This is a genomic window from Sphingopyxis sp. (assembly GCF_035686825.1).
In the GTDB taxonomy this organism is placed as follows: domain Bacteria; phylum Pseudomonadota; class Alphaproteobacteria; order Sphingomonadales; family Sphingomonadaceae; genus Sphingopyxis.
Genome location: NZ_DASRYZ010000003.1, coordinates 149,487 through 175,238, shown reverse-complemented (window position 1 = coordinate 175,238; position 25,752 = coordinate 149,487). Strand labels below are relative to the sequence as shown.

Here is a 25,752-nt window from a genome sequence, read left to right as displayed (position 1 = left end):
CGCGCCCGCGCGACCTGTCCTACCGGAACGGGATGACAATAACCCAAGATATTCTGTATGTTGGGTCTGAACAGGGAAATAATGCGCCATGGCTAGCCGCCGAATCCGCTTCTTCGCTCTCGCCTGCGCGGCGCCGCTGTGGATCGCCGCACCCGCGGCCTTTGCGCAGGACGCGCCGCCGCCCGCCAAGCTCAACGACGACGAGCAGAAGCTGCTCGACCTCCTCAATCGCGGCATGGATCTCGAACGCGCGGGGAAACGGCGCGACGCCGAGGCGATCTACCGGCGCTGGACCGGCGAAGCGACCAAGCGCTACGGCGCGGACAATCTGATCACCAGCATGGGATATCGGCTGCTCGCGGGCGTCCTCGAGGATGAGGGGCGGCTGAAGGAGGCGGAACCCTTCCTGAAACAGCTGCTCGCCATCAACCGGACGGCGCTCGGCGAACGCGACGACGACACCTTGCTCGCCTATGGCCGCCTCTCGGCCAACTATATGGCGCAGGGCCGGCCCGCCGAGGCGATCCCGCTGCGCCGCGCGATCCTCGCGGCGCGCCTCGCGAGCAACGGCACGCACCACCCCAAGTCGATCATCGCGACGAGCAATCTGGCGCGCGCGATCGCCGAAAGCGGGGACATGAGGAGCGCCGAACCGCTGTATCGCGACGCGGTCGAGGCGAGCATCGCGGTCCATGGTGAAAATCACCGCGAAACCGCGGCGAATTACGGCAATCTCGCGACCGTCCTCAGCACCCTCGGGCGCTTCGACGAGGCGGCCCCGGTCTTTGCCAAGGTGCTGGCGATCGAAGAGGCGTTACCCGACAGCGATCCTGCCGATATCGCGCTCAGCCACTATAACAATTCGGTGAATTTCTCCGAAATCGGACGCTATGACGAAGCCGCCGCGTCGGCGAACAAGGCGCTCGACCTGTGGCGCTCGACCAAGGGCGACGAAAGCACCGAAGCGGCGCTCGGCTATACCGCGGTCGCCAATAGTCTGCGGTTGCAGGGGCGGTATGAGGAAGCCGACACCACCTATCGCAAGGCGCTCGCGATCCGGGTCAAGACGCTCGGCGACACGCATCCGCTGACCGGCGAGGCATACAGCAATGTCGCGATGATCATGGAAAGTCGCGGATCTCCGCCGTCGACGATCGAGCCGCTGATGCGAAAGGCGCTCGACATCACGCGGCAGGCGTTCGGCGAAAGCAGCCAGCGCACCGCCATCATGTACGGCAATGTCGCGCATAATCTGGTTCAGCAGGGCCGCTTCGACGAAGCCGAGCCGATGTACCGGCGCGGCATCGAAATCCAGAAGAGCGTCGCGGGGGCGGACCATCCCTCCTATGCGACGCAGCTGATCAACCTGGCCTATAATTTGGGGCCCCAAGCCGCCGAACCGCTGATGCGCGAGGCGCTCGGCATTTTCCGGGCTAAGTTCGGCGACGACAATCCCGAGACCGCGCATGCCTTTGCCAGCCTCGGCACGACGCTCAGTCTGCTCGGCCGGCACGCCGAGGGCGCCGAGATGGCGATCAAGGCGCTCGACATCCGCCGCCGCCTGCTCGGCGAGGATCATCCGCTCACCGCTGATGCCTATGCCAGCGTCGCCGCGGCGCTGGTTCGCCGGGGCGGCCTCGATCGCGCCGGTGACGAGGCGGCCGAACCCTATTATCGCCAGGCGCTGGCCATCCGCCAGCGCAGCCTCGGCGAATCGCACATCGAGACCGCGCACGCCTACAGCGGTCTCGCAGCGAGCCTGCTCAGGCAGGGCAAGGCGGCCGAAGCCGAGGCGGCGGCGGCAAAGGCCGTCGCGGTCGTACGGCGCCTCAACGACCGGACCGCGGCGGGCGGCGATGCCGTCGCCCTGTCGGCGCTCGACCGGCAACAGGTCGATCCCAATCGCAGCGCCTTCACCACCTATATGAATGCGGCGTTCGGACTGATGAGCGATACGCCCGGCGCGGCCGAACAATCGCGGCTTCAGGATCTGGCCTTTCAGGCGGCGCAGGATGCGAACAGCTCGGCTTCGGGGCGTGCGGTCCTGCAATCCGCCGCTCGCGCCGCCGCGAAGACGCCGCAAATGGCCGAAGCGGTACGCCGCGAGCAGGATCTGGCCGCGCGCGCGAACATCATCGACAAGAATCTGCTCCGCGCGCTCGGCGATCGCAAGCCCGTCGAGGCCGCACGGCTGCGCGGCGAACTCGACGGCGTACAGGCCGAGCTCGCCGACATCGGCGCGCTGATCGACAAGAAATATCCCTCCTACCGCCAGCTCGTGTCGCCGCGCGCGATCGGGCTCGCCGAAGCGCAAAAGGCGCTGCGGCCCGGCGAAGCGTTGCTAATGATGACCGAGGCCGCGAATACCTTCCACCTCTTCGTCGTCACCCCGGATGCCGTCGGCTGGAGCCGGCCGGCAAAGGACATCGACGTCATCCTGAAACAGATTTCCGACCTGCGCTGCGACGTCGACTTCGCGACCTGTTCGGCGGCGCGCAAGGCCGAAATCGACGCGCTGCCGATGACGACGCGCGAGCTTGAGGGGCATCGCCGCTTCGACCTCGACACCGCGCACGCACTCTACAAGGAGTTGATCGCGCCGGTCGAGCCGCTGCTCAAGGACACGCGGCGCCTTTATGTGGCGAGCTCGGGCAAGCTCGGCGACCTGCCGCTCGCGATGCTGTCGTCGACCCCCTTGCCCGAGGGCGGCGATCTTGCCGATCCCGACACGCTGGCCCGCGCGGGATGGCTCGCCGACCGCTACGCCTTCACCAGCCTGCCATCGGTCGCGGCGCTGATGCTGCCCGTCGAAGCACGGACCGGACGCGGCAAGAATTTCCGCGGCTATGGCGCGCCCGTACTGCTTGGCGGCGACACGGGTTCGCGCGCCGCGGCGGGGATCGGCGTCTTCGACGGGGTGTCGGCCGCGGGCTCGCCGCTCGCCGACCCCGACGCGCTCCGCAAGCTCGCTCCGCTGCCCGGGACGAAGGTCGAACTCGCGGCGATGGCCGATCTGTTCGACGCCTCGCCCGCCAGCCTGACGCTCGACCGCGATGCCACCGAAGCCGCGCTGCGCGGCGATCCGGCGCTGCCGACGAGCGATATCGTCGCGATCGCGACCCACGGCCTGCTCCCCGATCCCGAACTCGGGTTTGGCGAGCCGGGGCTGGTGCTCACCCCGCCGAGCGTCGCCAGCGATACCGACGACGGCCTGCTCACGGCGACCGAGGCGGCGCGGCTGACGCTGTCGGCCGACTGGGTGATCCTGTCGGCGTGCAACACCGCGTCCGCCGAAAATTCGGGCGGCGGCGACAGCCTGTCGGCACTCGCGCGAGGGTTCCTCTATGCCGGCGCCGACGCGCTGCTCGCGAGCCACTGGCGCGTATCGGATCAGGCGACCGCCGTGCTCACGGTCGAGACGCTGACGGCGCGCCGCGCGACCCCCGACACGTCGCGCGCCGAGGCGCTGCAGATGGGGATGAAAGCCGTGCGCAGCGGCAAGCGCGCCGACGGCTCGGCGGTCGCGGGCTGGAAAGCCGGTTGGGCGCATCCTGCGGCTTGGGCCGCCTTCACCAACATCGCCAATCGCGACGACTAGGCTGCGAACGCAACCGCCCGCCGCACACGCGGCACAACGGGTCTGATCGCGTTTCCACCCGCCAGCACTTCGATCTAGTCCGTGTCGAGCGGGGGCTTGAGCGGCTGGAGCAATTATGGGTGTTCGATCTCTTGAGCAGGGCGAAGGCGACGTGCCTCGGTTCGCCCCGTCGAGCAGCGCGGATCAAGTGCTCGGACTTCAATATTGCCGTCTGGGCCTTCTATCCCTGATGCGATTGCAACTGGCGTTCGAGCGCGGTGACCGATCGCGGGTGCTGGAGGCGATCGACGAACTCCAAGCACTCGATGCGGAGGTCGAGCATCTTGTGGAGGCGTTTCCGGCAGCGCCGCATGACGAACGCCTGGTATCGGTCGCACGGCAACTCAAGTCCGAGAAGATGGCCGCAAATTTCGAAAAGCTCGCATTGGCCAGCGGCATCAGCGGTCCCGGCCTCTCGCCTCGCGCCGCGCCCGCCGCTCGCATGACGGACATCGGACAATCGCAAGACGCCGACGATGGAGAGGCCGTCTGGCCGCCGCCGGTCACGCCGGCTCGAAGGCTGGTGCGCGAATATGGGGTGCGGGCCGCGGTGATGCTCGGCATATTGGCGGCGAGCGCGCTTCTGCTGACGCAGCTATGACGGTCGAGATCGGCGGGCTGCTTGTCCTTGGCTCTGAACTCGCCGGATCGCCGGTGCGCGGACCTGAGCCGCGCGTGTGGAAAGGTGCGTCCGGCTTCTCGATTACGGCGTCGAAAGCCACCGGTCCGCAACCGGCCACGGGCCGCCGGGCGCGCCCGATATCAGCCGCTTTACTGCTTTGTGCCTACCGGGTTCGAGCGGCGAGGGCGCAAAGCGGCGCCCTATTTCAACCGCCAAGTGCGTGCCGGATATCGGCGATCAAGTGCGACACCACGATGCGAGCTGGACGCTGTGCATTCCGATAATTCGGTATCAGCTAGCTCCGTTTTTCTCGAGCTTTTTTCGGCGGTAACTGCGCCAAATGTTCTTTTCTACGCTGGAGTACGCTGGCTGAAAAAAGGAACTTTACAGCTCGTTCGCGCGGAACTTGGATCGCCCCCACAGACTAACAAATATGGAGGAGATCCGATCACGCAGTGAAGAAGATCCGGAGCCGCGGGCTCACAGTTCGCTGCCGGAACTACGCTGAACCTCGCTCAGCTACCCTAAGCTGCGCCACAGTATGCTTACTCCCACTCGATCGTTCCCGGCGGCTTCGACGTATAGTCGTAGACCACGCGGTTGATGCCTTGCACCTCGTTGATGATCCGCGTCGCGCAGCGGCTGAGGAAGCTCGCGTCGAATGGATAGATGTCGGCGGTCATCCCGTCGGTCGAGGTCACCGCGCGCAGCGCGCAGACATGGTCGTAGGTGCGCCCGTCGCCCATCACGCCGACGGTCTTGACGGGGAGCAGCACCGCGAAGGCCTGCCAGATCGCATCGTAGAGGCCCGCATTGCGGATTTCCTCGAGGTAGACGGCGTCGGCCTTGCGGAGGATGTCGCAGCGGTCCTTCGACACTTCGCCGGGGATGCGGATCGCGAGGCCCGGGCCGGGGAAGGGGTGGCGGCCGACGAAGATGTCGGGAAGGCCGAGTTCCTTACCGAGCAGCCGGACCTCGTCCTTGAACAGTTCGCGCAAGGGCTCGACGAGCTTCATATTCATCCGCTCGGGCAGGCCGCCGACATTGTGGTGGCTCTTGATCGTCACGCTCGGGCCGCCGGTGAAGGAAACCGATTCAATGACGTCGGGGTAGAGCGTGCCCTGCGCGAGGAAGTCGGCGCCGCCGATCTTCTTCGCTTCCTCCTCGAAGACGTTGATGAACTCGGCGCCGATGAACTTGCGCTTCTTCTCGGGGTCGGTGACCCCCGCTAGGCCCGCCATGAAACGCTCCTCGGCGTCCACCACCACCAGCGGGATGTTGTAATGGTCGCGGAACAGGCGCTCGACCTGCTCGCGTTCGTTCATGCGGAGGAGGCCGTGGTCGACGAAGACGCAGGTGAGCTGCTCGCCGATCGCCTCGTGGATCAGCACCGCGGCGACCGCGCTGTCGACCCCGCCCGACAGGCCGCAGAGCACGCGCTGGTCGCCGACCTGCGCGCGGATTTCGGCGATCTTGGTGGCGCGGAACTCGGCCATCGTCCAGTCGCCGCTGCAGCCGCAAACATGGCGCACGAAATTGGCGATCAGCTTGGCGCCGTCGGGCGTATGGACGACCTCGGGGTGGAACTGCGTGCCGTAATAGCGGCGTTCGTCGTCGGCGATCAGCGCGAAGGGCGCGCCGTCGCTGATCGCGACGATACGAAAACCGGGGGCGAAAGCGGTGACGCGGTCGCCGTGGCTCATCCACACCTGATGCCGCTCGCCGACTTCCCACAGGCCGTCGAACAGCACGCAGGGTTCGGTCACGGTCAGGAAGGCGCGGCCGAATTCGCCGTCGCGTTCGCCATCGGCGCCGCCGGGCTCGACCTGTCCGCCGAGCTGCTGGGTCATCACCTGCTGGCCGTAGCAGATGCCGAGGATCGGAAGCCCGCTGTCGAACACCGATTGCGGCGCGCGCGGGCTGCCGGTCGCGGGGACCGAGGCGGGTGAGCCCGAGAGGATCACGCCCTTGGGCTTCATCCGTTCGAGCGCCGCTTCGGCGGCGCTGAACGGGACGATCTCGCTATAGACGCCGGCCTCGCGGACGCGGCGGGCGATCAACTGGGTCACCTGTGACCCGAAGTCGATGATCAGGATGGATTCAGGGGCGGCGGAAGAGTCGGGAGTCGGCATGGCTGGCCGATAAGGGCATGGGGCCATGCTGTCCAGCGGTCGATATGGGGCGCCCGTCGAACAGGCATGGCCCCGACACATTGTTGCGACAATTGCGCGACATAAGTGAACGCCGGACAAATTACGGTGTCAGGAGGCGTTAAGCCCCGTCATGCCAAGAAAAAACCAAGACAGAAAAGAACAAAGGCTCTCCCCCATGAATAATATCCGCCTGCCCATTTCCGCGCGTGCCGCGCTCCTTGCGGCGGGGGCTTCGTTCGCGCTGCCGGCGATGGCAGCGGCGCCGATCGGACCCGCCGCCGCCTCGGCGGTGGCCGAGCAGCCCGCCGAGGCAGCCCCTCCCGCGGCGGCCGACAATGAAGCGGCGGAAGAGGAATATAGTGAGGACGAGATCATCGTCACGGCGCCGCGCCTCGCGGGCCAACTCGCCACCGATATCAGGGCCGAGGCCGAACTCGATGAGGCGGCGATCGCCAGCTATGGCGCCTCGTCGATCGAGGAACTGCTCGATGCGCTCGAACCGCAGACGCGCTCGGGCCGCGGGCGTGGCGGACGGCCGGTCATTCTCGTCAACGGGCGGCGCATTTCGGGCTTCGGCGCGGTGCGCAACATTCCGCCCGAAGCGATCGCCAAGGTCGAGATTTTCCCCGAAGAGGTCGCACTCGAATATGGCTATGCCGCGACCGAACGCGTCGTCAATTTCGTACTCAAGCCCGATTTCCGGCAGATTTCGGTCGAGGCGGAGGCGGGCATCCCGACGCAGGGTGGGCAGTTCAAGAACGAACTCGAACCCGCTTTCATGGCGATCGGCGACAACGGCCGGCTCAACCTCAACGCCAGCTGGGAGCATCAGACGATGCTGCTCGAAAGCGAGCGCGACCTCATTTACGACGATCCCGTCCTTGCCACCGGCGCGCCCGCGCGCAGCCTCGCCCCCGCGAGCGACGAATATGTCATCGACGGCACGCTGGTACGAAATATCGACAAGGTGACCGAGGCGTCGATCAGCCTGCGTTTCGACCAGACCGACAGCCTGTCGCTGCTCGGCCCGCGCAATGGCAACCCCGATGATCCCCGCCGCCGCGACAGCCGCTCGCAGAACTGGACCAGCTCGGCGAGCGTCAACGGCATGCTCGGCGACTGGCGCTGGTCGGTCACGGGCAATTATGCCGACGCCGATCAACGCACTTTCACCGAACAGGAAAGCGGTGCGCGCGACCGGTTCGACAGCAGCCAGCAAAGTTTCGGCACCAACGCCAATATTTCGGGCAGCGTCACCGAAGGCTGGGCAGGCCCGATCCGCGCTTCGATCACCGGCGGCTACAGCGGGCAGCGCTTCGACAGCCGGACCGAACGCGGCGTCGACATCGTCACGACCGAGCTCGCGCGCGACACGCCGAGCGTCTTCGGCTCGCTCACCGTCCCGCTGCTCGACCCCGAATATGATATCGGCAATATCGGCCGCCTGTCGCTGACCCTCAACGCCCAGGCCGAGCGGCCGAGCGACTTTTCGGCACTGACGAGCTGGGGTGCCACGCTGAACTGGGGCGTCACCGACAATCTGTCGCTGCTCGCGAGCTTTTCCAGCGACGAAGCGGCGCCCAGCATGACCCAGCTCGGCGCGGCGCCGCTCGAGACCGAGGGCGTCACCTATTATGATTTCCAGACCGGTCAGACGGTGCTGATCAATACGATCACCGGCGGTAACCCCTTCCTGCTCGCCGAACAGCGGCGCGACCTCAAGGTGGGGCTCAACTGGGAGGTGCCGATGGTCGAAGGGCTGCGCTTTTCGATCAACTACAACCGCAACCAGAGCAACGACACGGCGAACAATTTTCCGCTGCTGACCCCGGAGATCGAGGCGGCCTTTCCCGACCGTGTGATCCGCGATGACGACGGGACCCTGCTCGCGATCGACCAGCGTCCGGTCAATTTCGAGCGCGCGACCAATTCCCAGATCCGCTGGGGCTTCAATTTCGGAAAGAGCTTCGGCCAGAGCGAGGCGGGCGCGGGCGGCCGCCGCGAACGTTCCGGCGGCGGGCGTTCGGGCGCCGGTGGTCCTCCCCCGGGCAACGCGGACGCGCCGCCGCCGCGCGAGGGCGGCGAGGCAGCATCGCCTCCCGCCGAAGGACAGCGTCCCCCCGCGGAAGCCGGCGAGCGCCGCCGCGGCGGCGGTGGTGGTTTTCGTGGCCGCGGCGGCGGGCGCGGCGGCATGTTCGGTGGACGGCAGCAACAGGGCGGACGCTGGCAGGTGTCGCTCTACCACACGATCAAGCTGACCGATAAAATACTGATCGGCCCCGGCGTCCCCGAACTCGACCTGTTGAACGGATCGGCGACGGGCAACGGCGGCGGCACCAACCGCCATCTCGTCGAACTCGACGGGGGCCTGTTCTACAAGGGTTTCGGCACCCGGGTCAGCGCGAAATATGACAGTGGCAGCAGGATCGTCGGCGGCGCCAACGGCGATCTGAAATTCCACGATCTCGCGACCTTCAATCTGCGTTTCTTCGCCGATTTCAACCAGATGCCGAAGCTGACCGACGATCTGCCTTTCCTGAAGGGATCGCGGCTCCGTCTGTCGGTCAACAATCTGTTCGACGCGCAGCGCAAGGTGACCGACGCGAGCGGGGTGGTGCCGCTGAACTATCAGCCGGGCTATACCGATCCGCTCGGCCGCTATGTCGAGCTGGAGTGGCGCAAAGCGTTTTAGGCTTTGGGAGCAGGCGAGGATGTCGGCTTGGGGTAGAGAGCGGATGTCAGCTCAATCTACTCCGTCTTGACCCGGGGTCCCGCTTTTCTAGCTTCTCGGTTCAAGCCGGACCCCGGATCAAGTCCGGGGTGACGATGAAGGACAGGTCCGCTTCTCGGCCGAAACCGGCCGTCCGCGACCTAAGCCAGCCGCGGCACTGCGGCTGCGGCGTCGACCGCGGGCTCCGCTGGCAGGAACGTCAGTGCCTTCACGAACTGCGCGGTGCAATTGGGCCAGCTATAGCGTGCGCCCAGCGCGGCCGCGTCGCCCCGGTCGCATAGCAGCGCGGCGTCGATCGCGCGGCCCAGATCCTCGTCGAGCGCGCCGGCCCCTTCGCGTATGATGTCGCCGGGGCCGGGCACGGGATAGGCGGCGACGGGCGTGGCGCAGCTTAGCGCCTCGATGACCACCAGCCCGAAGGTGTCGGTGCGGCTGGGAAAGACGAAGACGTCGGCGCCGGCATAGGCTGCCGCGAGCGCTTCACCGCCCAGCTTGCCCAGGAACAGCGCATCCGGGTGCCGCGCCTTCAGTTCGGCGAGCGCGGGACCTTCGCCGACGACGACCTTGGTGCCGGGCCGCTCGCAGTCGAGGAAAGCGCCGATATTCTTTTCCACCGCGACGCGGCCGACATAGAGCTGGATCGGCCGCGCCAACCCGGCATAGGCTGGATGCGGCGCGCGGCCGGGGCGGAACAGCGCATGATCGACACCGCGTTCCCACATCATCGTCTGCGCGAGACCCTGCCCGGCAAGTTCGCGCGCAAGACTGCGCGTCGCGACCATGATGTGTTGCGCGGGGCGATGGAACCAGCGGATGAAGCGCCAGACGAAGGCGGGCGAGACGGGCAGGCGGGCCGCGACATATTCGGGAAAACGCGTGTGATAGGCGGTGGTGAAGGGAAAGTCGTTCTGCAGGCACCAGCGCCGCGCAGCGAGCCCGAGCGGCCCTTCGGTCGAAATATGGATCGCCTGCGGAGCAAAGGCGCGAATGCGGCGCCCCACCGCGCGCCGCCCGGCGAAGGCAAGGCGAATTTCGGCGTAGGAGGGGCAGGGGATCGAGCGAAAGAGGTCGGGCGAGATGACACCCACCTCATGCCCCGCGGCGCGCAATTCTCCGATCGTCGCCTGCAGCGTGCGGACGACGCCGTTGACCTGCGGCTCCCACGCGTCGGTGACGATCAGGATTCTCATGCGGCGGCGGGCAGCGCGAGCTTCGTCGGGGCGCTCCGCGCCGCGACCTCCTCGGCCCAGTGCAGGATTTCCATGCGGCCGTCATGATGTTCGACCAGCGCGGTGCAGCCCTCGACCCAGTCGCCGTCGTTATAATATTCGGTGCCCTCGATCTCGCGCATCTCGGCGCTGTGGATGTGGCCGCACACGACGCCATCGACCCCGCGCGAGCGCGCCGCATGTGCGACGACCTCCTCGTAGCGACCGATGAACTGGACCGCGTTCTTGACCTTGTGCTTGGCGACCATCGACAAGGACCAATAGGGCAGGCCGAACGCGCTGCGGATGCGGTTCACGACCACATTGCATTTCATCAGCGCGGTGTAGGCGGCATCGCCGACGAAGGCGAGCCAGCGGTGCGCGAGCATCACCGCGTCGAATTCGTCGCCATGGACGACCAGCAATTTGCGTCCGTCGGCGGTCTCGTGGATCGCCTCGCGGCGGATCTCGACCCCGCCGAAATCGAAGCCGTCGAAGGGCTTGCACATTTCGTCGTGGTTGCCGGGGACATAGACGACGCGCGTGCCGCGCTTCGCGCGCTTGAGCACGCGCCACACGACGTCATTATGTTCGGGCGGCCAGAAGTGACGCTTCTTGAGACGCCAGCCGTCGATGATATCGCCGACGAGATAGAGCGTCTCGCAGTCGACATGGTCGAAGAAGTCGATCAGCAGCGGCGCGTTGCAGCCGCGTGTACCGAGATGGATGTCGCTGACCCATATGGTGCGATAGCTGCGGCGTTCGCCGATCACGCGCTCGGGAATATGGGGATCGGTGGTGAAGGGATCGGGAAACCGGGCGGGGATCGGCAAGGTCGAAATCGAGGCCATGTCGTGCTCCGTAAACAGCTTTTGGCTGCCCACGGCCTAGACAGGAGTTTTGTTACAGCGCGCGATTCAAACTGGCGACAGTTTGAAGAAAGTTTGAAGGCGCTTTGGTGACGTTGCCTATTTGACACATACGCGGTTAACCATGATCCAATCAGGTTCGCCGGATCACCAAATTCCTGATTTCGCTCATATCTTCCATCGCAAAGCGGATCCCCTCGCGGCCCAGTCCGCTGTCCTTGACCCCGCCATAGGGCATATTGTCGACGCGGTAGGAGGAAACATCGTTGACGACGATGCCGCCGACGTCGAGATGATCCCACGCCTCCAGCACCTTGTGCAAGTCGCGGGTGAACAGGCCGGCCTGCAGTCCGAACTTGCTGTCGTTGATCTCGGCGAGCGCGGCGTCCCAGTCGGTGAAGCTCGACAATATGGCGAGCGGGCCGAAGGCTTCCTCGCGATAGGCATCGGCGCCGCGGTCGACATTTTCGAGCAAGGTCGCCTGCAGCATCGCGCCCTCGCGCTTGCCGCCGACGAGCAGTTTCGCGCCGCCCGCGACCGCGGCCTGGATCCAGTCGCCCAATCGCGCGGCTTCCTTTTCGGAAATCATCGGGCCGATGAACGTATCGCGCTCCTTGGGGTCCCCCGCGACCAGCTTCTTGGTCTTTGCGACGAGCATGTCGCGGAACTTGTCATAGATTTCGGCATGGATGATGATGCGTTGGACGCCGATGCACGACTGGCCCGACTGATAGAAAGCGCCGAAGATGATGCGTGCGAGCGCATGGTCGAGGTCGGCGTCCTTGTCGACGATCACCGCCGCATTGCCGCCGAGTTCGAGCACGACCTTCTTCTTGCCCGCCTTGGCCTTCAAATCCCAGCCGACCCCCGGCGAGCCGGTGAAGCTCAGCAATTTCAGCCGCTCGTCGGTGGTGAACAGGTCGGCGCCGTCGCGCGTCGCGGGGAGGATGCTGAACGCACCCTCGGGCAATATGTCGCATTCGGCGAGCACCTCGCCCATGATGATCGCGCCCAATGGCGTCATGGACGCAGGCTTCATCACAAAGGGGCAGCCCATCGCGATCGCCGGCGCGATCTTGTGCGCGGCGAGGTTCAATGGGAAGTTGAACGGCGAGATGAAGCTGCACGGCCCGATCGGTACGCGCTTCCACATCCCCATATAGCCCTTGGCGCGCGCCGAAATGTCGAGCGGCTGGACCTCGCCATAGTTGCGCACCGCTTCTTCGGCGGCGATGCGGAATGTGTCGATCAGGCGCGTGACCTCGCCCTCCGAATCCGCAATCGGCTTGCCCGCCTCGACGCACAGCGCATAGGCGAGTTCGTCGAACCGCTCCTGGAAGCGCGCGACGCAATGCGTGAGAACGTCGCGCTTCTCGAAACTCGCCAGCCGCGCCATCGGCTCGGCCGCGCGCACCGCGCCCGCGATCGCTTCGTCGATCACGTCGGGCGTCGCGAGCGCGGTGCGGAACGCGACCTCGCCGGTGAACTTGTCGGTCACGATGAGGTCGGTGTTGGGCTGCGCCGCCTTGTTGTTGAGATAGAGCGGGTAGACGTCCTTGAGTTTCATTCGCTTACTCCGTCCTCCCGTTGGCGGGAGGGGCGTTCAGAGGCACGTGACTCTGAACGCGGGTGGGCCAGCAACGGTGCGGATTGCCCACCCCGCTGCGACTAGCGGGCAAGCCCGCAAGTCTCGCTGCCCCTCCCGCAGGCGGGAGGGGAGTTCATTCTTACAGTTCCTTCGACAGCTTCTTGATGTCGTTGTTCAAAATCTGATCATTCTCGGAATAGTCCACTGGACAATCTATCAGGTGGACGCCCGGGGTATCGCGCGTGTGGGCGAGAAGTTCCTTGAGGTGCGCCGCGCTCTCGACACGGTGCCCATGGGCGCCATAGCTTTCGGCATATTTGACGAAATCGGGGTTGCCATAGGTCAGCCCCCAATCCTTGAACCCCATGTTCGCCTGTTTCCAGCGGATCATGCCATAGCTGTTGTCGTTGAGGATCAGCACGGTGATGTTGAGCCCGAGGCGCACCGCGGTCTCCATCTCCTGGCTGTTCATCATGAAGCCGCCGTCGCCGCAGATCGCCATGACTTTGCGGTCCGGATAGAGCATCGCCGACATCATCGCCGACGGCAGCCCCGCGCCCATCGTCGCGAGCGCATTGTCGAGCAGCACCGTGTTCGGTTTGCACGCGGTATAGCCGCGCGCAAACCAGATCTTGTAGACGCCATTGTCGAGGCAGATGATCCCGTCGTCGGGCATCGCATCGCGGACCGACTGCACCAGATGCGGCGGGAAGATCGGGAAGCGCTCGTCCTTCGCGAGCGACGCGGTGTGCTCGACCTCGGCCTTGCGATAGGCGAGCAGATGATCGAATTTCCAGCCACCGTTGGGGACGATATCCTCCTTGATCTGCCACACCGCATTGGCGATGTCGCCGATCACCTCGATGTCGGGGAAATAGACCGGATCGACCTCGGCGGTCTTGGTCGACACATGGATGACGGTCGGCCCGCCGCGCTGCATGAAGAAAGGCGGCTTTTCGATCACGTCGTGGCCGAGGTTGACGATGCAATCCGACGCCTCGACCGCGCGGTGGACGAAATCGCCCGACGACAGCGCGGCGCAGCCGAGGAATTTTGGATGCCGCTCGTCGATCACGCCCTTGCCGAGCTGGGTCGTGAGGAAGGGAATGCCGGTCTTTTCGATGAACTGCAGCAGCATGCGGCTGGTCATCGTGCGGTTCGCGCCCGCGCCGATTACCAGCACGGGCGACTTCGCCTTTTCGAGGGCCTTCACCGCCTCGCGGATCGACTTGCTATCGGCGTTGGGACGGCGCGAATGGCTGCGCTTCAGCGGCGTCGAATCGGTATGCTCGTCGGCGATATCCTCGGGCAGTTCGATATGCACCGCGCCGGGTTTTTCCTCTTCGGCGAGGCGGAAGGCTTCGCGCACGCGGCTCGGAATATTGTCCGACGAGGCCATCTGGTGCGTATATTTGGTGATCGGCCCCATCATCGCGACGACGTCGAGGATCTGGAAGCGGCCCTGTTTCGACTTCTTGATCGGCTTTTGCCCGGTGATCATCATCATCGGCATGCCGCCGAGCTGGGCGTAAGCGGCCGCCGTGACGAAATTGGTCGCGCCCGGGCCGAGCGTCGCCAGACACACGCCCGTCTTGCCGGTGTGGCGGCCATAGGTCGCGGCCATGAAGCCCGCGCCCTGTTCGTGCCGCGTCAGGATCAGCTTGATTGTCTTCGAGCGCGACAGGCTGTCGAGAAAATCGAGATTCTCCTCGCCCGGAACGCCGAAAATATACTCGACGCCTTCTTCCTCCAGGCAATCGATGAACAGGTCGGATGCTTTTTTCATGCGTCAGTCGCCCCCTCAGCCACGCATCACGACGATGCGGCCCCAAGTCATGCCGGCGACCCTTCAGCACTATGTCGTTGCAACGGGGCTCGTCTCAGGCCGCGAGTCCCTGCTGCATCGGGAAGGGTTTGTAACGAGGGGCAAAGGGGTTGTCACCCCGACCCCGCCGGGCTCAATCGATGTCGAACAATCCCGCGAGCTGCTCGACCATCGTCCCGCCCAATTGCTCGGCGTCCATGATCGTCACCGCGCGGCTGTAATAGCGCGTGACGTCGTGGCCGATGCCGATCGCGCACAGTTCGACCGGCGAGCGGTTCTCGATCCATTCGATCACCTGGCGCAGATGCTGGTCGAGATAGGCGCCGTGATTCACAGACAGCGTCGAATCGTCGACCGGCGCGCCGTCGCTGATCACCATCAGGATGCGGCGTTCCTCGGGACGATTGATGATGCGCTGATGCGCCCACATCAGCGCCTCGCCGTCGATATTTTCCTTGAGCAGCCCTTCGCGCATCATCAGCCCCAGCGACTTGCGCGCGCGGCGATAGGGTTCGTCGGCGGGCTTGTAGATGATGTGGCGGAGGTCGTTGAGGCGGCCGGGGTGCGCGGGGCGGCCCGCGGCGAGCCAGTCCTCGCGGCTCTGGCCGCCCTTCCACGTCCGCGTCGTGAAGCCGAGGATTTCGGTCTTCACGCCGCAGCGTTCGAGCGTGCGCGCGAGGATGTCGGCGCTGATCGCGGCGATGCTGATCGGGCGGCCGCGCATCGAGCCCGAATTGTCGATCAGCAAGGTGACGACGGTATCGCGGAAGTCGGTGTCGCGCTCGATCTTGTAAGAGAGCGACTGGCCGGGCGAGACGATGACGCGCGCGAGCCGCGCGGCGTCGAGCTGGCCTTCCTCCTGATCGAAATCCCACGCGCGGTTCTGCTGCGCCATCAACCGGCGCTGGAGGCGGTTCGCGAGCTTGGTCACCGCGCCCTGCAAATGCGTCATCTGCTGGTCGAGATAGGCGCGCAGCCGCGTCAGTTCGTCGGCATCGCACAGCTCGGTAGCGAGGATGATCTCGTCATGCTTTTCGGTGAAGCGCAGATAGTTGAAATCGGGAATGTCGCTCGGCAGGCGGTTGGGGCGCACGGGAAGCATGCCCTCGTCGCCTTCGCCGCCCATCTCGGGTTCGCCGTCGGCTTCCATTTCCTGCGCGTCGGGGTCGCTGTCGCCGTCGTCGGCCTGATCGCCCGCCATTTCGGCGCGCGCGTCGACCTGGCTTTCGCCGGCACCACCGTCTTCGCTTTCCTGTTCTTCCTGGCTCTCTTCGGCCTCGCTCTCGTCCTGTTCGCCGCCGTCCTCGCTGCCTTCTTCCAGCGGCTCGTCGCTGTGGAGCAGATTGAGGTGGCGGAGCGCGAGCTTCGCGGTTTCTGCGAAGGCGGCCTGATCGTCGAGCTGCATCGACAGCGCGGTGAGGTCGCCGCCGGCTTCGCTGCTGATCCATTCGCGCACCAGCGACAGGCCGGTCTCGGTCCCCTGCGGCGCCTGCTCGCCGGTCAGCGCCTCGCGCAGCATCAGTTCGAGCGCGCTCGAGATCGGCACATCCTCGCGATTTTGCGCGCGGCTGATCGGGTCGCCGCGCATCCGCATTGCCAGGCTGGCAGCCAGGTTGGTGCGCATCCCGTTCATATGGCGCGCGCCCAAGGCTTCGATCCGCGCGCGCTCCATCGCGTCGAACGCCGCGGCGGCGACCGGTTCGGCGGGGCGCGCGGCATTGTGGATCTTGTCGCTGTGGTGCTTCATCCGCAAAGCATAAGCGTCGGCAAAGCCGCGCGCTTCGGCGACCTGATCGGCGGGCAGCGTGCGCGACGGCGTCGGCACCTTGATCGCCTTGCCGATCTGCGCGGGCGCGTCGGCGGTGAAGCCGACCTCGACCTCGGCATCACGCGTCACCGCGCGCGCGACGCTCGACAGCGCGGCCTTGAAATCGTCGAGGGGAGAGGAGGCGGTCATCGAGTCGGCTCTAACCAGCTTTTCGGAATGAAGAAAGGGCTACTCCAATCGTCACCCCGGACTTGATCCGGGGTCCCGCTCAGCAACGTCGAAAAGCTGGACCCCGGATCAAGTCCGGGGTGACGAAGAGGGGGTGAATGCGGCCATAGCTATGCTCGCTTGACCTCGCACGGGCACAGGCGCATCGCCGCGACATGAGCTCCCCCCAACTCTCCCCCATGAAGCGCCCGTGGATCGTGATCGCCTGTGCCGCCTTCATCGTCACGCTGGCGATGGGCGTGCGTCAGTCGTTCGGGCTGTTCCTGCCGCAGATGAGCGTCGATATCGGTATCAGCCGCTCCGACTTCGGCCTCGCGATGGCGCTCCAGAACCTGCTCTTCGGCCTCGTCCAGCCCTTTGTCGGCGCGCTCGCCGACAAGCATGGCGCGGGACGTGTCGTCTTTTTCGGCGCGCTGCTCTATGCGCTCGGGCTGATCGGCGCCGCCTTCGCGACCGATGCGATCGGGTTGCATATCAGCTTCGGTATCTTCATCGGCATGGCGCAGTCGGCGACCACTTTCGTTGTCGTGCTCGGCGCGGTCGGCCGCGTCGTCAGCCCCGAAAAGCGCAGCGGCGCCTTCGGCATCGTCACCGCGGGCGGGTCGCTCGGCCAGTTCCTCGTCGTGCCGCTCGCGTCGATGCTGCTCGGCGACGTCGGCTATCATCAGACGCTGTGGATCATGGCGGGACTCGTCGCGCTGTGCGGGCTGCTCGCGATCGGCGTCGCGGGGCGCACCGACACGCCGGGAACGATACAGGCCGAAGAGCAGACGGCGCGCGATGCGCTCCGCGAAGCGTCGACCCACCGCGGCTATTGGCTACTCAACGCGGGCTTCTTCGTCTGCGGTTTCCACATCGCCTTCATCGCGACGCATCTCCCCGCCTATCTCGACGACAAGGGGCTGGGGATCGAGATCGGCGCGCAGGTGCTCGCGCTCGTCGGCCTGTTCAACATCCTCGGCTCCTACGTCTTCGGCCGCGCGGGCGACTTGCTGCGCCAGAAATATGTGCTCTCGGCGCTTTACACAGCGCGTTCGGCGGTGATCGCGCTCTTCCTTTTCCTGCCATTGAGCCACGCGAGCGCGCTGGTGTTCGCGGGGGCGATGGGTTTCCTCTGGCTCGGCACCGTGCCGCTTACCAGCGGCATCGTCGGGCGCATCTTCGGCATCCGCTATCTCTCGATGCTCTATGGCATTGTCTTTTTGAGCCATCAGCTCGGGAGCTTCTTTGGCGCGTGGATGGCGGGGCTGATCTTCGATGCCACCGGCAGCTACAATATCGCCTGGGGATTCTCCATCGCGCTCGGGCTGCTCGCGGGGCTCGTCCACCTGCCGATCGCCGACGCACCGGTCAAGCGGCTGCAATCGGCATGAAGCTCGCGCGGCAGGACTGGATCGCGCTCGCGCTGTTCGTGGTTGTCGGGCTCGGCGGGCTGTGGCTCTGGACCGGTGAGGGGCCGGTCGTCTGGCTGACCAATTTCGCGATCATGTGCGGTTTCTAGCCGCTATTCGGGCGTCTCGGCTTCGGGTGTCCGGTGACAGATCGCGTCGTCGCCATCCTTCGGCACGGCGGGATCGGGAGCCAGGCGAAACACATGCGCGAGATGCGTCGGGACCCGCTCGGGCCGCGTCTGCTTGTTCGCGACGACGTCGATGAAATCGCGGCACACGACCGCGCTGCGCAGGAAATTGCTGTGCCCCGTCGATCCGCGCGATACGTCGGTTGTATCGATCACGGTGAATCCCGGACGCGATGCCGGATAGCAGCGTTCGGGCAGCCCTTTGGCTTTCAGCTCGGCCGCCTCGAACGGGTTGAAGCAATAGGGCGAACCGAGACGCGGATAGCCGTGGATCGCGCGCGACGCGGCGAGCGCCTTGTCGGCGCGCGAGACATAGGCGGTGATCCGGCGGCCCACCGCGACGCGCCGCGCCGAAAGCACCTCCTCCTCGATATCGCGCTCGAAGGTTTCGCGGTCGATGTCGGGCGAGGCGAGGACGACGTTCGAGATATTGCTGCTGTCGGCGCTGCTTGAAGTGCGGTCGACATAGGCGATGGCGGGGATCACCAGCCGCGCGCCGAGCGAGTGCGAGACGACGACGATCTCCTTGACCCAGCTCTGCTCGGCGAGCGATTTCAGGAAATCGCGGAAGTTGCGGACGTCGTGGTACATGTTCGTCTCGTCGACGACATAGCTCAGGATCTTGCCCTGCGACGGCCAGCTATATTCGATGATCGGCCCATCGAAGCCTGTCATGCGCGCGATCTGCGCCGCGTCCTTCGACGTCGTGTTGAAATTCTCGCGATAGCCGTGGACATAGAGCAGCACGCGGCCCTGTCGGCGATCGGTCTCGGCCTGCAGCGCGCGCCACCAGTCGGCCGGCGTCTGGAAGGCGAGCGGCGTAAGGAAGCGTTCCTTCTTGCCGACCTCGACATCGCGCGGCGCGTTGAAGCGGCCATAACGGATGCGGTCGCCGCGGTGGTGGAGCAGTTCGATCTCGCTGTTGCGGCAATCGGGGAGGCGGCTCGTCGCAAAGAAAAAAGGCAGCGCCTCGTCATCGACGACCGCCCCCGGCTGCGCTGTGCAGCGCGGGTCGGCGACATATTCGGCATGGCGGATCTTGCCATAATCGACCGCCGCGATGCTACACCCCGACAGCGGGACAAGAACGAGCGCGGCGAGCAGGCGCGTCATTCGCACGGCGGACCGCCCCTTTGAAAAGCCTGACACATTCCGCGACGCTGACAGAGGATGCGCGGCTTTGGAAGATGAAATCGGTCTTGCGAAGGCGCCATAACGGCCTGGTCGTCGATGCTCAGCGCGGTATGTAAATGGGGATATAGGACGTCCGGGTGGCCGTCGTCAGGCCATAATCGCCTTCGCGGAAACCATTCGCGATATTCACCTTGATCTTGCCGGTCGCCGGATCATAGCTTTGGACCGTGAAATTGGCTCCCATCAGCAATACTTCCTGTGGCAGCGATTTGATGTCCACTTTTCTGCGGACATTGTCGAAAACGAGCGGGGTTCCGCTTTCGATGACATGCAGATCGAAGCTGATATGGCCGCCGATCATGCCGGTTTTCCCGCGATAGATGATGCGCCCGATGCTTTCGCCGGCCATCACGTCGTTGAACGCGGTGTCATAGCCCACCGGCGAAATCGCGACGGGAGCGACGTCTTCGGCTCTTTTCGCGCCCGACAGGATAGCCTTGTCGAAGCTTGCGTCATTCTCGCTGTCGATCAGGCAGACCTGCGTTGAATTGCCCGTGCGATTAAGCAGGGAGGACATGCCGAGGGTAGAAAATGCCGTCAGCGCCTTGAAAGCATTCATTCGTTCGTTTCCGCAGAATATCGCCGCGGATCGGGGAATAAGACTTGCGGATTTTCCGTAAATATTGGCTCCGGCGAATTGGTCGCCGGCGGCGAAAGTAAAATCCTTGCCTGCGAGCGTCAGCTTGACCGGGCTGTTCAGATGCGCGGCCTTGCGGAAACCCAAAGGGGTTTCAAACATGGTGGCGTCGGGCGCGAATTCGGCGGGTCCGAGCGGCTGAATATTTCCCTTACCGGGCAAAAAAGCCTTGCTGGTCAAGTCGATGCCGTAGTGCGGCCCCGAACAACCCGCGATCAGCAGTGCAAGCGGTAATGCCGCGATATATCTGTTCATAAAGCACCCCCCTGTTTTACAACAGGTCAGGCGCTACGCCTTTCCGATTACGGATTCCACCAAATCTTCACCGAACACGCGCTGGTAATATTCGGCGACGATCATCCGTTCGGCCTCGTCGCATTTGTTGAGGAAAGTAAGGCGGAAGGCGAAGCCGATATTGTTGAAGATCGCGGTGTTCTGCGCCCAGCTGATCACGGTGCGGGGCGACATGACGGTCGAGATGTCGCCGTTGATGAAGCCCTGCCGCGTCAGATCCGCGACCTTCACCATATTGGCGACGGTGGTGTCGTCGGTATCGGGCACCTTGGCGAGAATGATCGCGCTTTCGGTCGCGGCGGGCAGATAGTTCAGCGTGACGACGATGTTCCAGCGGTCCATCTGGCCCTGGTTGATCTGCTGCGTCCCGTGATAGAGCCCGCTCGTGTCGCCGAGCCCGACGGTGTTCGCGGTCGAGAAGAGGCGGAAATGCGGGTTCGGACGGATCACGCGGTTCTGGTCGAGCAGGGTCAGCTTGCCTTCGGTTTCGAGCACGCGCTGGATCACGAACATCACGTCGGGACGCCCCGCGTCATATTCGTCGAAGACCAATGCCGTGGGCGTCTGCAGCGCCCAGGGGAGCAGGCCTTCGCGGAATTCGGTGACCTGCTGGCCGTCGCGCAGCACGATCGCGTCGCGTCCGACCAGATCGATGCGGCTGATATGCGCGTCGAGGTTGACGCGGATACACGGCCATTTCAGGCGCGCCGCGACCTGTTCGATGTGCGTCGACTTGCCGGTGCCGTGATAGCCCTGCACCATGACGCGGCGGTTGTATTTGAAGCCCGCGAGGATCGCGAGCGTCGTGTCGCCGTCGAAGACATAGGCGGGGTCGAGGTCGGGGACGCGTTCGTCGGCCTCGCTGAACGCCGGCACCTTCATGTCGATATCGACCCCGAACATTTCGCGCGCGTCGACCTCGACATCGGGCGCCGCAAGCAGCGTCGAGCCGTGGTGATCGGGAAGGCTGTTCGGAATATCGGTCATGGCAAAAGTCCAGCAAGCAAACAGGGGAGAGTCGCCGCCGGGCGGCGCATCGGCTGTCGCGGTATAGCGACGGGTTGCGCCTTGCAACGCCTTTTCAGAAGAGCCCGAGCGCCTTCATCACCGCCGACTGATCGTAATAGGGGCGCTCGCAGACGATCTTGTCGCTGCCCGGCGCGAATTCGAAGCTCGCCGCCATGCGGATGCGGAAGGCCTTGCCAGTGGGCTCGATCGTGCGAAGGCCGAGCTTCAGCGGGCCGGTGTGCGTGCCGGTCAGCCAGAATTCGACAAGCACCGTGTTCGTGTCCTCATCGGCGGCGATCGCGATGACTTCGTTCGCCTGATCGGGAAAGGGTTCGCGCGATGCGGCGAAATAGGATCGGACCGCCGCCTCCCCGTCGAAGATCGTGCCGGGCCCCATCAATTCGTAACGCGGATGGTCGAAGGTCGCGAGGACGCCGTCCCAGTCGTGCGTGATCTCGAGCGCCATATGGCGGCGCACCACCTCGATCCGTGCTTCGTTCAGGTCGGTCATCGCGCCTCTCCTATGCGAATGCCTTGCTCTTTCTCAGTAGCTGATAAGCCTCGACTACCGCACCCAACCGCATTTCGAAACTGCGATCGCCGCCATTGCGGTCGGGATGATATTTGCGCACCAGCTCGCTGTAGCGGCGGCGGAGCGCCGCGCGGTCGGCGTCGGCGGGGAGGCCGAGCAACTGCATCGCGTCATGTTCCTCGCGCGACAGGCGGGGATTGGCGGCCTCGCGCCGTGCCTCGTCCATCCGCTGGCGAAAGCGCGCGCCGAGCGCATCCATCGGGTCGCGGAAATCGGCCCAGCGCGGCGGCAGGTCGGCGCTGCCCGCGGGGCGGAAGGCGCGGCTTTCGGTTTCCCAGCCGGCGGTGGGTGACTGCGCCGCCATGATCTGGTCGGCGCTCATGCCTTCGAAGAAATTATAGCCCGCGTTGAACTCGCGCACATGATCGAGGCAGAGCCAGCGGTACGGCGGCGGCCCGTCGGGCGAGCGGTGCGACGAGACGGGCGCACGAAATTCGCCCGCCTCGGAGCATCCGGGCGCGGCGCAGCGTTCCTCGCGCGGGACGCGGCCATGGAATCGGGAAGGGCGGGCGGAAGACGGCAAAACGGGCTTTCGGAATCGGGGTGGGACGTTGGTCTCCGGGAGGCCTTATAATTTGGCGATGGAGGGCCTATGGTCAACCCCATGAGCAACAAAGGCCCCGTGCAGCAAGAGATGGAAAGCCTGCTCGCCGCAGCCTTTCCCGACGCGAATTTCACCCTCAGCAACGACAGCGCCAGCCATCACGGCCATATGGGCGACGATGGCAGCGGCGAGTCGCATTTCAGCCTCACCATCATATGGGCGGGCTTCGCCGGGATGAACCGCGTCGCGCGCCAGCGCACGGTGAACAAGGCGCTCGGCGACCTGCCGGGACAGCGCGTCCATGCGCTCGCGATCAAGGCCGTCGCGCCGGGGGAATGAGGATGCCCGACAAGGTCAATCTCGCCGACGCCTTCGCCAAAATCCCCGACGCGTGGAACCCGCGCGTCGCGGGCAACATCAATGATTTTCAGGTCAAGCTGGTCAAGCTCGCCGGCAAGTTCGACTGGCATCATCATGAGGCAGAGGACGAGCTTTTCCTGGTGGTCGCCGGACGGATGAAAATGGCGTTTCGAGACCGCGACGTGATCGTCGAGCCCGGCGAATTCATCATCGTGCCGCACGGCACCGAACATTGCCCCGAGGCGCTGGACGGCGAATGCCATGTGCTGTTGCTCGAACCAACTTCGACGCTGAACACCGGCAATGTCGAAACCGAAAAGACGAAGAAAACACTGGAAAGGCTCGGCTGATGTCCACGACCGTCATCACCCCTTCGACCCACGATATCGGCGCCTTCGACGTGCGACGCACACTGCCCAACAAGGCGCGGACGATGGTCGGCCCCTTCATCTTCGTCGACCAGTTCGGCCCCGCGCATTTCGACATCGGACAGGGGATGGACGTCCGCCCGCACCCGCATATCAACCTGTCGACTTTGACCTATCTGTTCGAAGGCGCGATCGACCATCGCGACAGCCTCGGCACCTTCGCGACGATCCGCCCCGGCGCGTGCAATTTGATGACGGCGGGCCGGGGCATCGTCCATTCGGAGCGCACCCCGCCGGCCGAACGCGCGACGGGTTCGGGCATTTCGGGCATGCAGACCTGGCTCGCGCTGCCCGACGGCAAGGAAGAGATCGACCCGGCGTTCGAGCATATCGCCGCCGGCGACCTGCCGCTGGTCGAGGACGGTCATGTGTCGGCGCGCGTGATCATGGGTAGCCTGTGGGGCGCGACCGCGCCGACGACGCAGCACAGCGCCACCATTTATGCCGACATCGTGATGAACGCCGGGGCGACGCTGCCGATCGATGCCGAAGCCGACGAGCGCGCGGTGCTGGTGGCGCTCGGCGATGCGAGCCTCGATGGCGAAGTTCTCGAACGCTACAGCCTCTATATTCTGAAACCCGGGCAGGCGATGACGCTGCGCGCCGAGAGTGACGCGCGGGTAATGCTGATGGGCGGCGAGGCCTTCACGACGCCGCGCCATGTGTGGTGGAATTTCGTCAGCTCGTCGCGCGACCGTATCAACGAAGCCAAGCAGGAATGGAAGGAACGCAAATTCCCCCTCGTCCCCGGCGACAGCGAAGAGTTCATCCCGATACCCGAGGTGCCGAAGACGGTGAGCTATCCGTAAACGTCGGCTACCGACCGGGAGCGGACGTCCCTTCATCGTCATCCCGGACTTGACCCGGGGCCTGCCTTGCCTTTTCGCCGTCGCCAGGAAGAAAAGGCGGGTCCCGGGTCAAGCCCGGGATGACGAAGCTGGAGAAAGCAGTGGCAGCTCTCCACCCCGAAACAGATGGTGCGGCGATCTCCGTCGCCTTCGGGATGGCCTCCCTTCTGTAGCAGCTTGCCAGCCACACCAATCCCCGCCAGATTGGTTTCGAAACGAAACCAAAGGAGGCAGGGCGAATGATCGGCGATTTCGAACAGCAGCGGGTGAAGCTTTCGACCGGGGTCGAACTCGACGTCGTCGACATGGGACCGAAGGATGCCCCCGCGCTGATCTTCCTCCACGGCTTTCCCGAATCGCACCGTACCTGGCGTTACCAACTGCCGCATTTCGCGGACCGCTTCCGCTGTATCGCCCCCGACCAGCGCGGCTATCGCGGTTCGTCGAAGCCGCAGGATGTCGAAGCTTATACCCCCGACAAGCTGATAGCCGACATTTTCGCGCTCGCCGATGCGCTGGGCGTCGATAAATTCACCATCGTCGGGCACGACTGGGGCGGCGCGATCGCCTGGGGCGTCGCGCTCGCCGGGCAGCGGGGCGGGCTGCACCCGGCATGGGCGGGGCGCGTGACGCGCGCGGTGATCGCCAACGCGCCGCACCCCGGCATTTTCCAGCGCCTGCTCGCGACGAACGAAGCGCAGCGCGCGGCCAGCCAGTATATCCGTGCCTTCCGCGACCCTGCGAGCGACGCGATCATCGGAGAGCATGGCATTGCGGGCATCCTCGCCCATGCCTTTGCGGACCGGGTGCCGAGCGGCGGCCTCCAGCCCGCCGATGAGATCGGCCGCCTGCTCAAGGATTGGGAGGATCGCGACGCGTGCCGCGCGATGATCAACTGGTACCGCGCCTCGACGATCGACGTGCCCGCGATGGACGAACCCTATGCCGAGCCGCCCGCGGTGCCCTTTCCCAAACTCGCCGTCCCGACGCTGGTGATCTGGGCGCTCGACGATGTCGCGCTGCCGCCGTGCAATCTCGATGGAATGGACGGCCTCGTTCCCGGCGTGTCGATCGTCGAGGTTTCGGGTTGCGGGCATTTCGTGCCGTGGGAAGCGCCCGACGCGGTCAATCACGCAATGGACGCGTTCCTCGCCCAAAGTTGATGGCACAGCTTCTATTGATCGTGAAAAAGTGGCGGACGGCGGGTCGCGCGCGAAAATAACAGGGCGCGGGCCCCTTACCGATTGGCGCGAACGATGCTGTCGAGCCAGCGATCGGCGCTTGTCTGCCCGTCGCGCAGCAGCCGTTGGCGATATTCGCGTTTGTTTCGCGACCAGGCGGCCTGTCGTTCGGCGAGCGTGACGGGCTTCGTATCGTCGGGTCGGCCGCGCTTGCGCTGCTCGGCCGCCTTCTTCGCCTGCTCCTGCTGGTGCTTGCGAAGATTCGCCCAGCGTTGGGAGTCGAGTTGAGGCTCCAGCCACTGCGCCGCGGCGACGTCGGCGAAGAGCAATGACGAACCGGCCAATGTCGCAAAAAGGAGAGGGTGCTTCATTTTCGGGCTCCCCGTTTAAAAGCCAGACGAGCGATATCAGGTGCAAACCCTCGAGATCAGGGAATGTTCCGCTCGATGCAGTCCCGA

At 65.1% G+C, this 25,752-nt stretch carries 21 protein-coding genes; 9 read left to right on the top strand and 12 right to left on the bottom strand.

The features are described from left to right. Positions 1 to 88 precede the first annotated feature (88 nt). A complete protein-coding gene (locus VFG17_RS05525; RefSeq protein ID WP_325028463.1) occupies positions 89 to 3,598 on the top strand; it encodes a CHAT domain-containing tetratricopeptide repeat protein in 3,510 nt (1,169 codons plus the stop codon). Between the two features lie 229 nt (positions 3,599 to 3,827). After that, complete coding sequence (locus tag VFG17_RS05520) at positions 3,828 to 4,238, top strand: hypothetical protein (protein WP_325028462.1); 411 nt, start codon at positions 3,828 to 3,830, stop codon at positions 4,236 to 4,238. Between the two features lie 566 nt (positions 4,239 to 4,804). Here the strand turns inward: VFG17_RS05520 and guaA are convergent. After that, complete coding sequence (gene guaA / locus VFG17_RS05515; protein WP_325028461.1) at positions 4,805 to 6,391, bottom strand: glutamine-hydrolyzing GMP synthase; 1,587 nt, start codon at positions 6,389 to 6,391, stop codon at positions 4,805 to 4,807. A 196-nt stretch (positions 6,392 to 6,587) separates the two neighbouring features. Between guaA and VFG17_RS05510 the strand changes: the two genes are divergently transcribed. After that, on the top strand, positions 6,588 to 9,104 hold the full coding sequence (locus VFG17_RS05510; RefSeq protein WP_325028460.1) for an ABC transporter ATP-binding protein: 2,517 nt from the start codon (positions 6,588 to 6,590) through the stop codon (positions 9,102 to 9,104). A gap of 179 nt (positions 9,105 to 9,283) precedes the next feature. On the opposite strand, the gene VFG17_RS05505 is transcribed toward VFG17_RS05510, so the two are convergent. From VFG17_RS05505 to cobT, 5 genes are all read right to left on the bottom strand, one after another. Further along, positions 9,284 to 10,333 (bottom strand): glycosyltransferase family 1 protein, encoded by a 1,050-nt coding sequence (locus tag VFG17_RS05505; protein WP_325028459.1) that lies wholly within the window; start codon positions 10,331 to 10,333, stop codon positions 9,284 to 9,286. Next, complete coding sequence (locus VFG17_RS05500) at positions 10,330 to 11,202, bottom strand: UDP-2,3-diacylglucosamine diphosphatase (RefSeq protein WP_325028458.1); 873 nt, start codon at positions 11,200 to 11,202, stop codon at positions 10,330 to 10,332. The genes VFG17_RS05505 and VFG17_RS05500 overlap by 4 nt, the downstream gene beginning before the upstream one ends. 151 nt (positions 11,203 to 11,353) lie before the next feature. Then, complete coding sequence (locus tag VFG17_RS05495) at positions 11,354 to 12,787, bottom strand: aldehyde dehydrogenase family protein (protein WP_325028457.1); 1,434 nt, start codon at positions 12,785 to 12,787, stop codon at positions 11,354 to 11,356. Positions 12,788 to 12,947: 160 nt separating this feature from the next. Then, positions 12,948 to 14,594, bottom strand: coding sequence for an acetolactate synthase large subunit (locus VFG17_RS05490; protein WP_325028456.1), 1,647 nt, complete (start codon positions 14,592 to 14,594; stop codon positions 12,948 to 12,950). Positions 14,595 to 14,766: 172 nt separating this feature from the next. Then, on the bottom strand, positions 14,767 to 16,590 hold the full coding sequence (cobT, locus tag VFG17_RS05485; protein WP_325028455.1) for a cobaltochelatase subunit CobT: 1,824 nt from the start codon (positions 16,588 to 16,590) through the stop codon (positions 14,767 to 14,769). 194 nt (positions 16,591 to 16,784) lie between these two features. Here cobT and VFG17_RS05480 point away from each other — a divergent pair, with 194 nt between their 5' ends. Together VFG17_RS05480 and VFG17_RS05475 are read left to right on the top strand one after the other, a co-directional pair. Then, entirely contained in the window at positions 16,785 to 18,002 is a 1,218-nt protein-coding gene (locus tag VFG17_RS05480) for an MFS transporter (protein ID WP_325028454.1), read from the top strand. Then, on the top strand, positions 17,999 to 18,130 hold the full coding sequence (locus VFG17_RS05475; RefSeq protein ID WP_325028453.1) for a hypothetical protein: 132 nt from the start codon (positions 17,999 to 18,001) through the stop codon (positions 18,128 to 18,130). The genes VFG17_RS05480 and VFG17_RS05475 overlap by 4 nt, the downstream gene beginning before the upstream one ends. 3 nt (positions 18,131 to 18,133) lie before the next feature. Here VFG17_RS05475 and VFG17_RS05470 read toward each other — a convergent pair whose 3' ends face one another. From VFG17_RS05470 to VFG17_RS05450, 5 genes are all read right to left on the bottom strand, one after another. Further along, positions 18,134 to 19,321: an alpha/beta hydrolase gene (locus VFG17_RS05470; protein WP_325029082.1), complete on the bottom strand. Its 1,188-nt coding sequence runs from the start codon at positions 19,319 to 19,321 to the stop codon at positions 18,134 to 18,136. 121 nt (positions 19,322 to 19,442) lie between these two features. Beyond that, complete coding sequence (locus VFG17_RS05465; RefSeq protein WP_325028452.1) at positions 19,443 to 20,294, bottom strand: hypothetical protein; 852 nt, start codon at positions 20,292 to 20,294, stop codon at positions 19,443 to 19,445. Positions 20,295 to 20,327: 33 nt separating this feature from the next. Next, positions 20,328 to 21,320 carry a cobaltochelatase subunit CobS gene (gene cobS, locus VFG17_RS05460; RefSeq protein WP_325028451.1) on the bottom strand — a complete coding sequence of 331 codons (993 nt, stop codon included), beginning with the start codon at positions 21,318 to 21,320 and terminating at the stop codon, positions 20,328 to 20,330. Positions 21,321 to 21,414: 94 nt separating this feature from the next. Next, on the bottom strand, positions 21,415 to 21,852 hold the full coding sequence (locus VFG17_RS05455) for a nuclear transport factor 2 family protein (RefSeq protein WP_325028450.1): 438 nt from the start codon (positions 21,850 to 21,852) through the stop codon (positions 21,415 to 21,417). A 10-nt stretch (positions 21,853 to 21,862) separates the two neighbouring features. After that, positions 21,863 to 22,456 (bottom strand): J domain-containing protein, encoded by a 594-nt coding sequence (locus VFG17_RS05450; protein ID WP_325028449.1) that lies wholly within the window; start codon positions 22,454 to 22,456, stop codon positions 21,863 to 21,865. Positions 22,457 to 22,537: 81 nt separating this feature from the next. On the opposite strand from VFG17_RS05450, the gene VFG17_RS05445 reads away from it, so the two are divergent. The 4 genes from VFG17_RS05445 (at position 22,538) to VFG17_RS05430 (ending at position 25,276) form a co-directional block, all read left to right on the top strand. Continuing rightward, positions 22,538 to 22,816 carry a BolA family protein gene (locus VFG17_RS05445; protein WP_325028448.1) on the top strand — a complete coding sequence of 93 codons (279 nt, stop codon included), beginning with the start codon at positions 22,538 to 22,540 and terminating at the stop codon, positions 22,814 to 22,816. 2 nt (positions 22,817 to 22,818) lie between these two features. Further along, positions 22,819 to 23,187 carry a cupin domain-containing protein gene (locus tag VFG17_RS05440; RefSeq protein ID WP_325028447.1) on the top strand — a complete coding sequence of 123 codons (369 nt, stop codon included), beginning with the start codon at positions 22,819 to 22,821 and terminating at the stop codon, positions 23,185 to 23,187. Next, a complete protein-coding gene (locus VFG17_RS05435) occupies positions 23,187 to 24,074 on the top strand; it encodes a pirin family protein (RefSeq protein WP_325028446.1) in 888 nt (295 codons plus the stop codon). Before VFG17_RS05440 ends, VFG17_RS05435 begins: the two co-directional genes overlap by 1 nt. Positions 24,075 to 24,352: 278 nt before the next feature. Beyond that, positions 24,353 to 25,276: an alpha/beta hydrolase gene (locus tag VFG17_RS05430; RefSeq protein ID WP_325028445.1), complete on the top strand. Its 924-nt coding sequence runs from the start codon at positions 24,353 to 24,355 to the stop codon at positions 25,274 to 25,276. Between the two features lie 74 nt (positions 25,277 to 25,350). Here the strand turns inward: VFG17_RS05430 and VFG17_RS05425 are convergent, their stop codons facing one another. Beyond that, on the bottom strand, positions 25,351 to 25,665 hold the full coding sequence (locus VFG17_RS05425; RefSeq protein WP_325028444.1) for a hypothetical protein: 315 nt from the start codon (positions 25,663 to 25,665) through the stop codon (positions 25,351 to 25,353). Positions 25,666 to 25,752 lie beyond the last annotated feature (87 nt).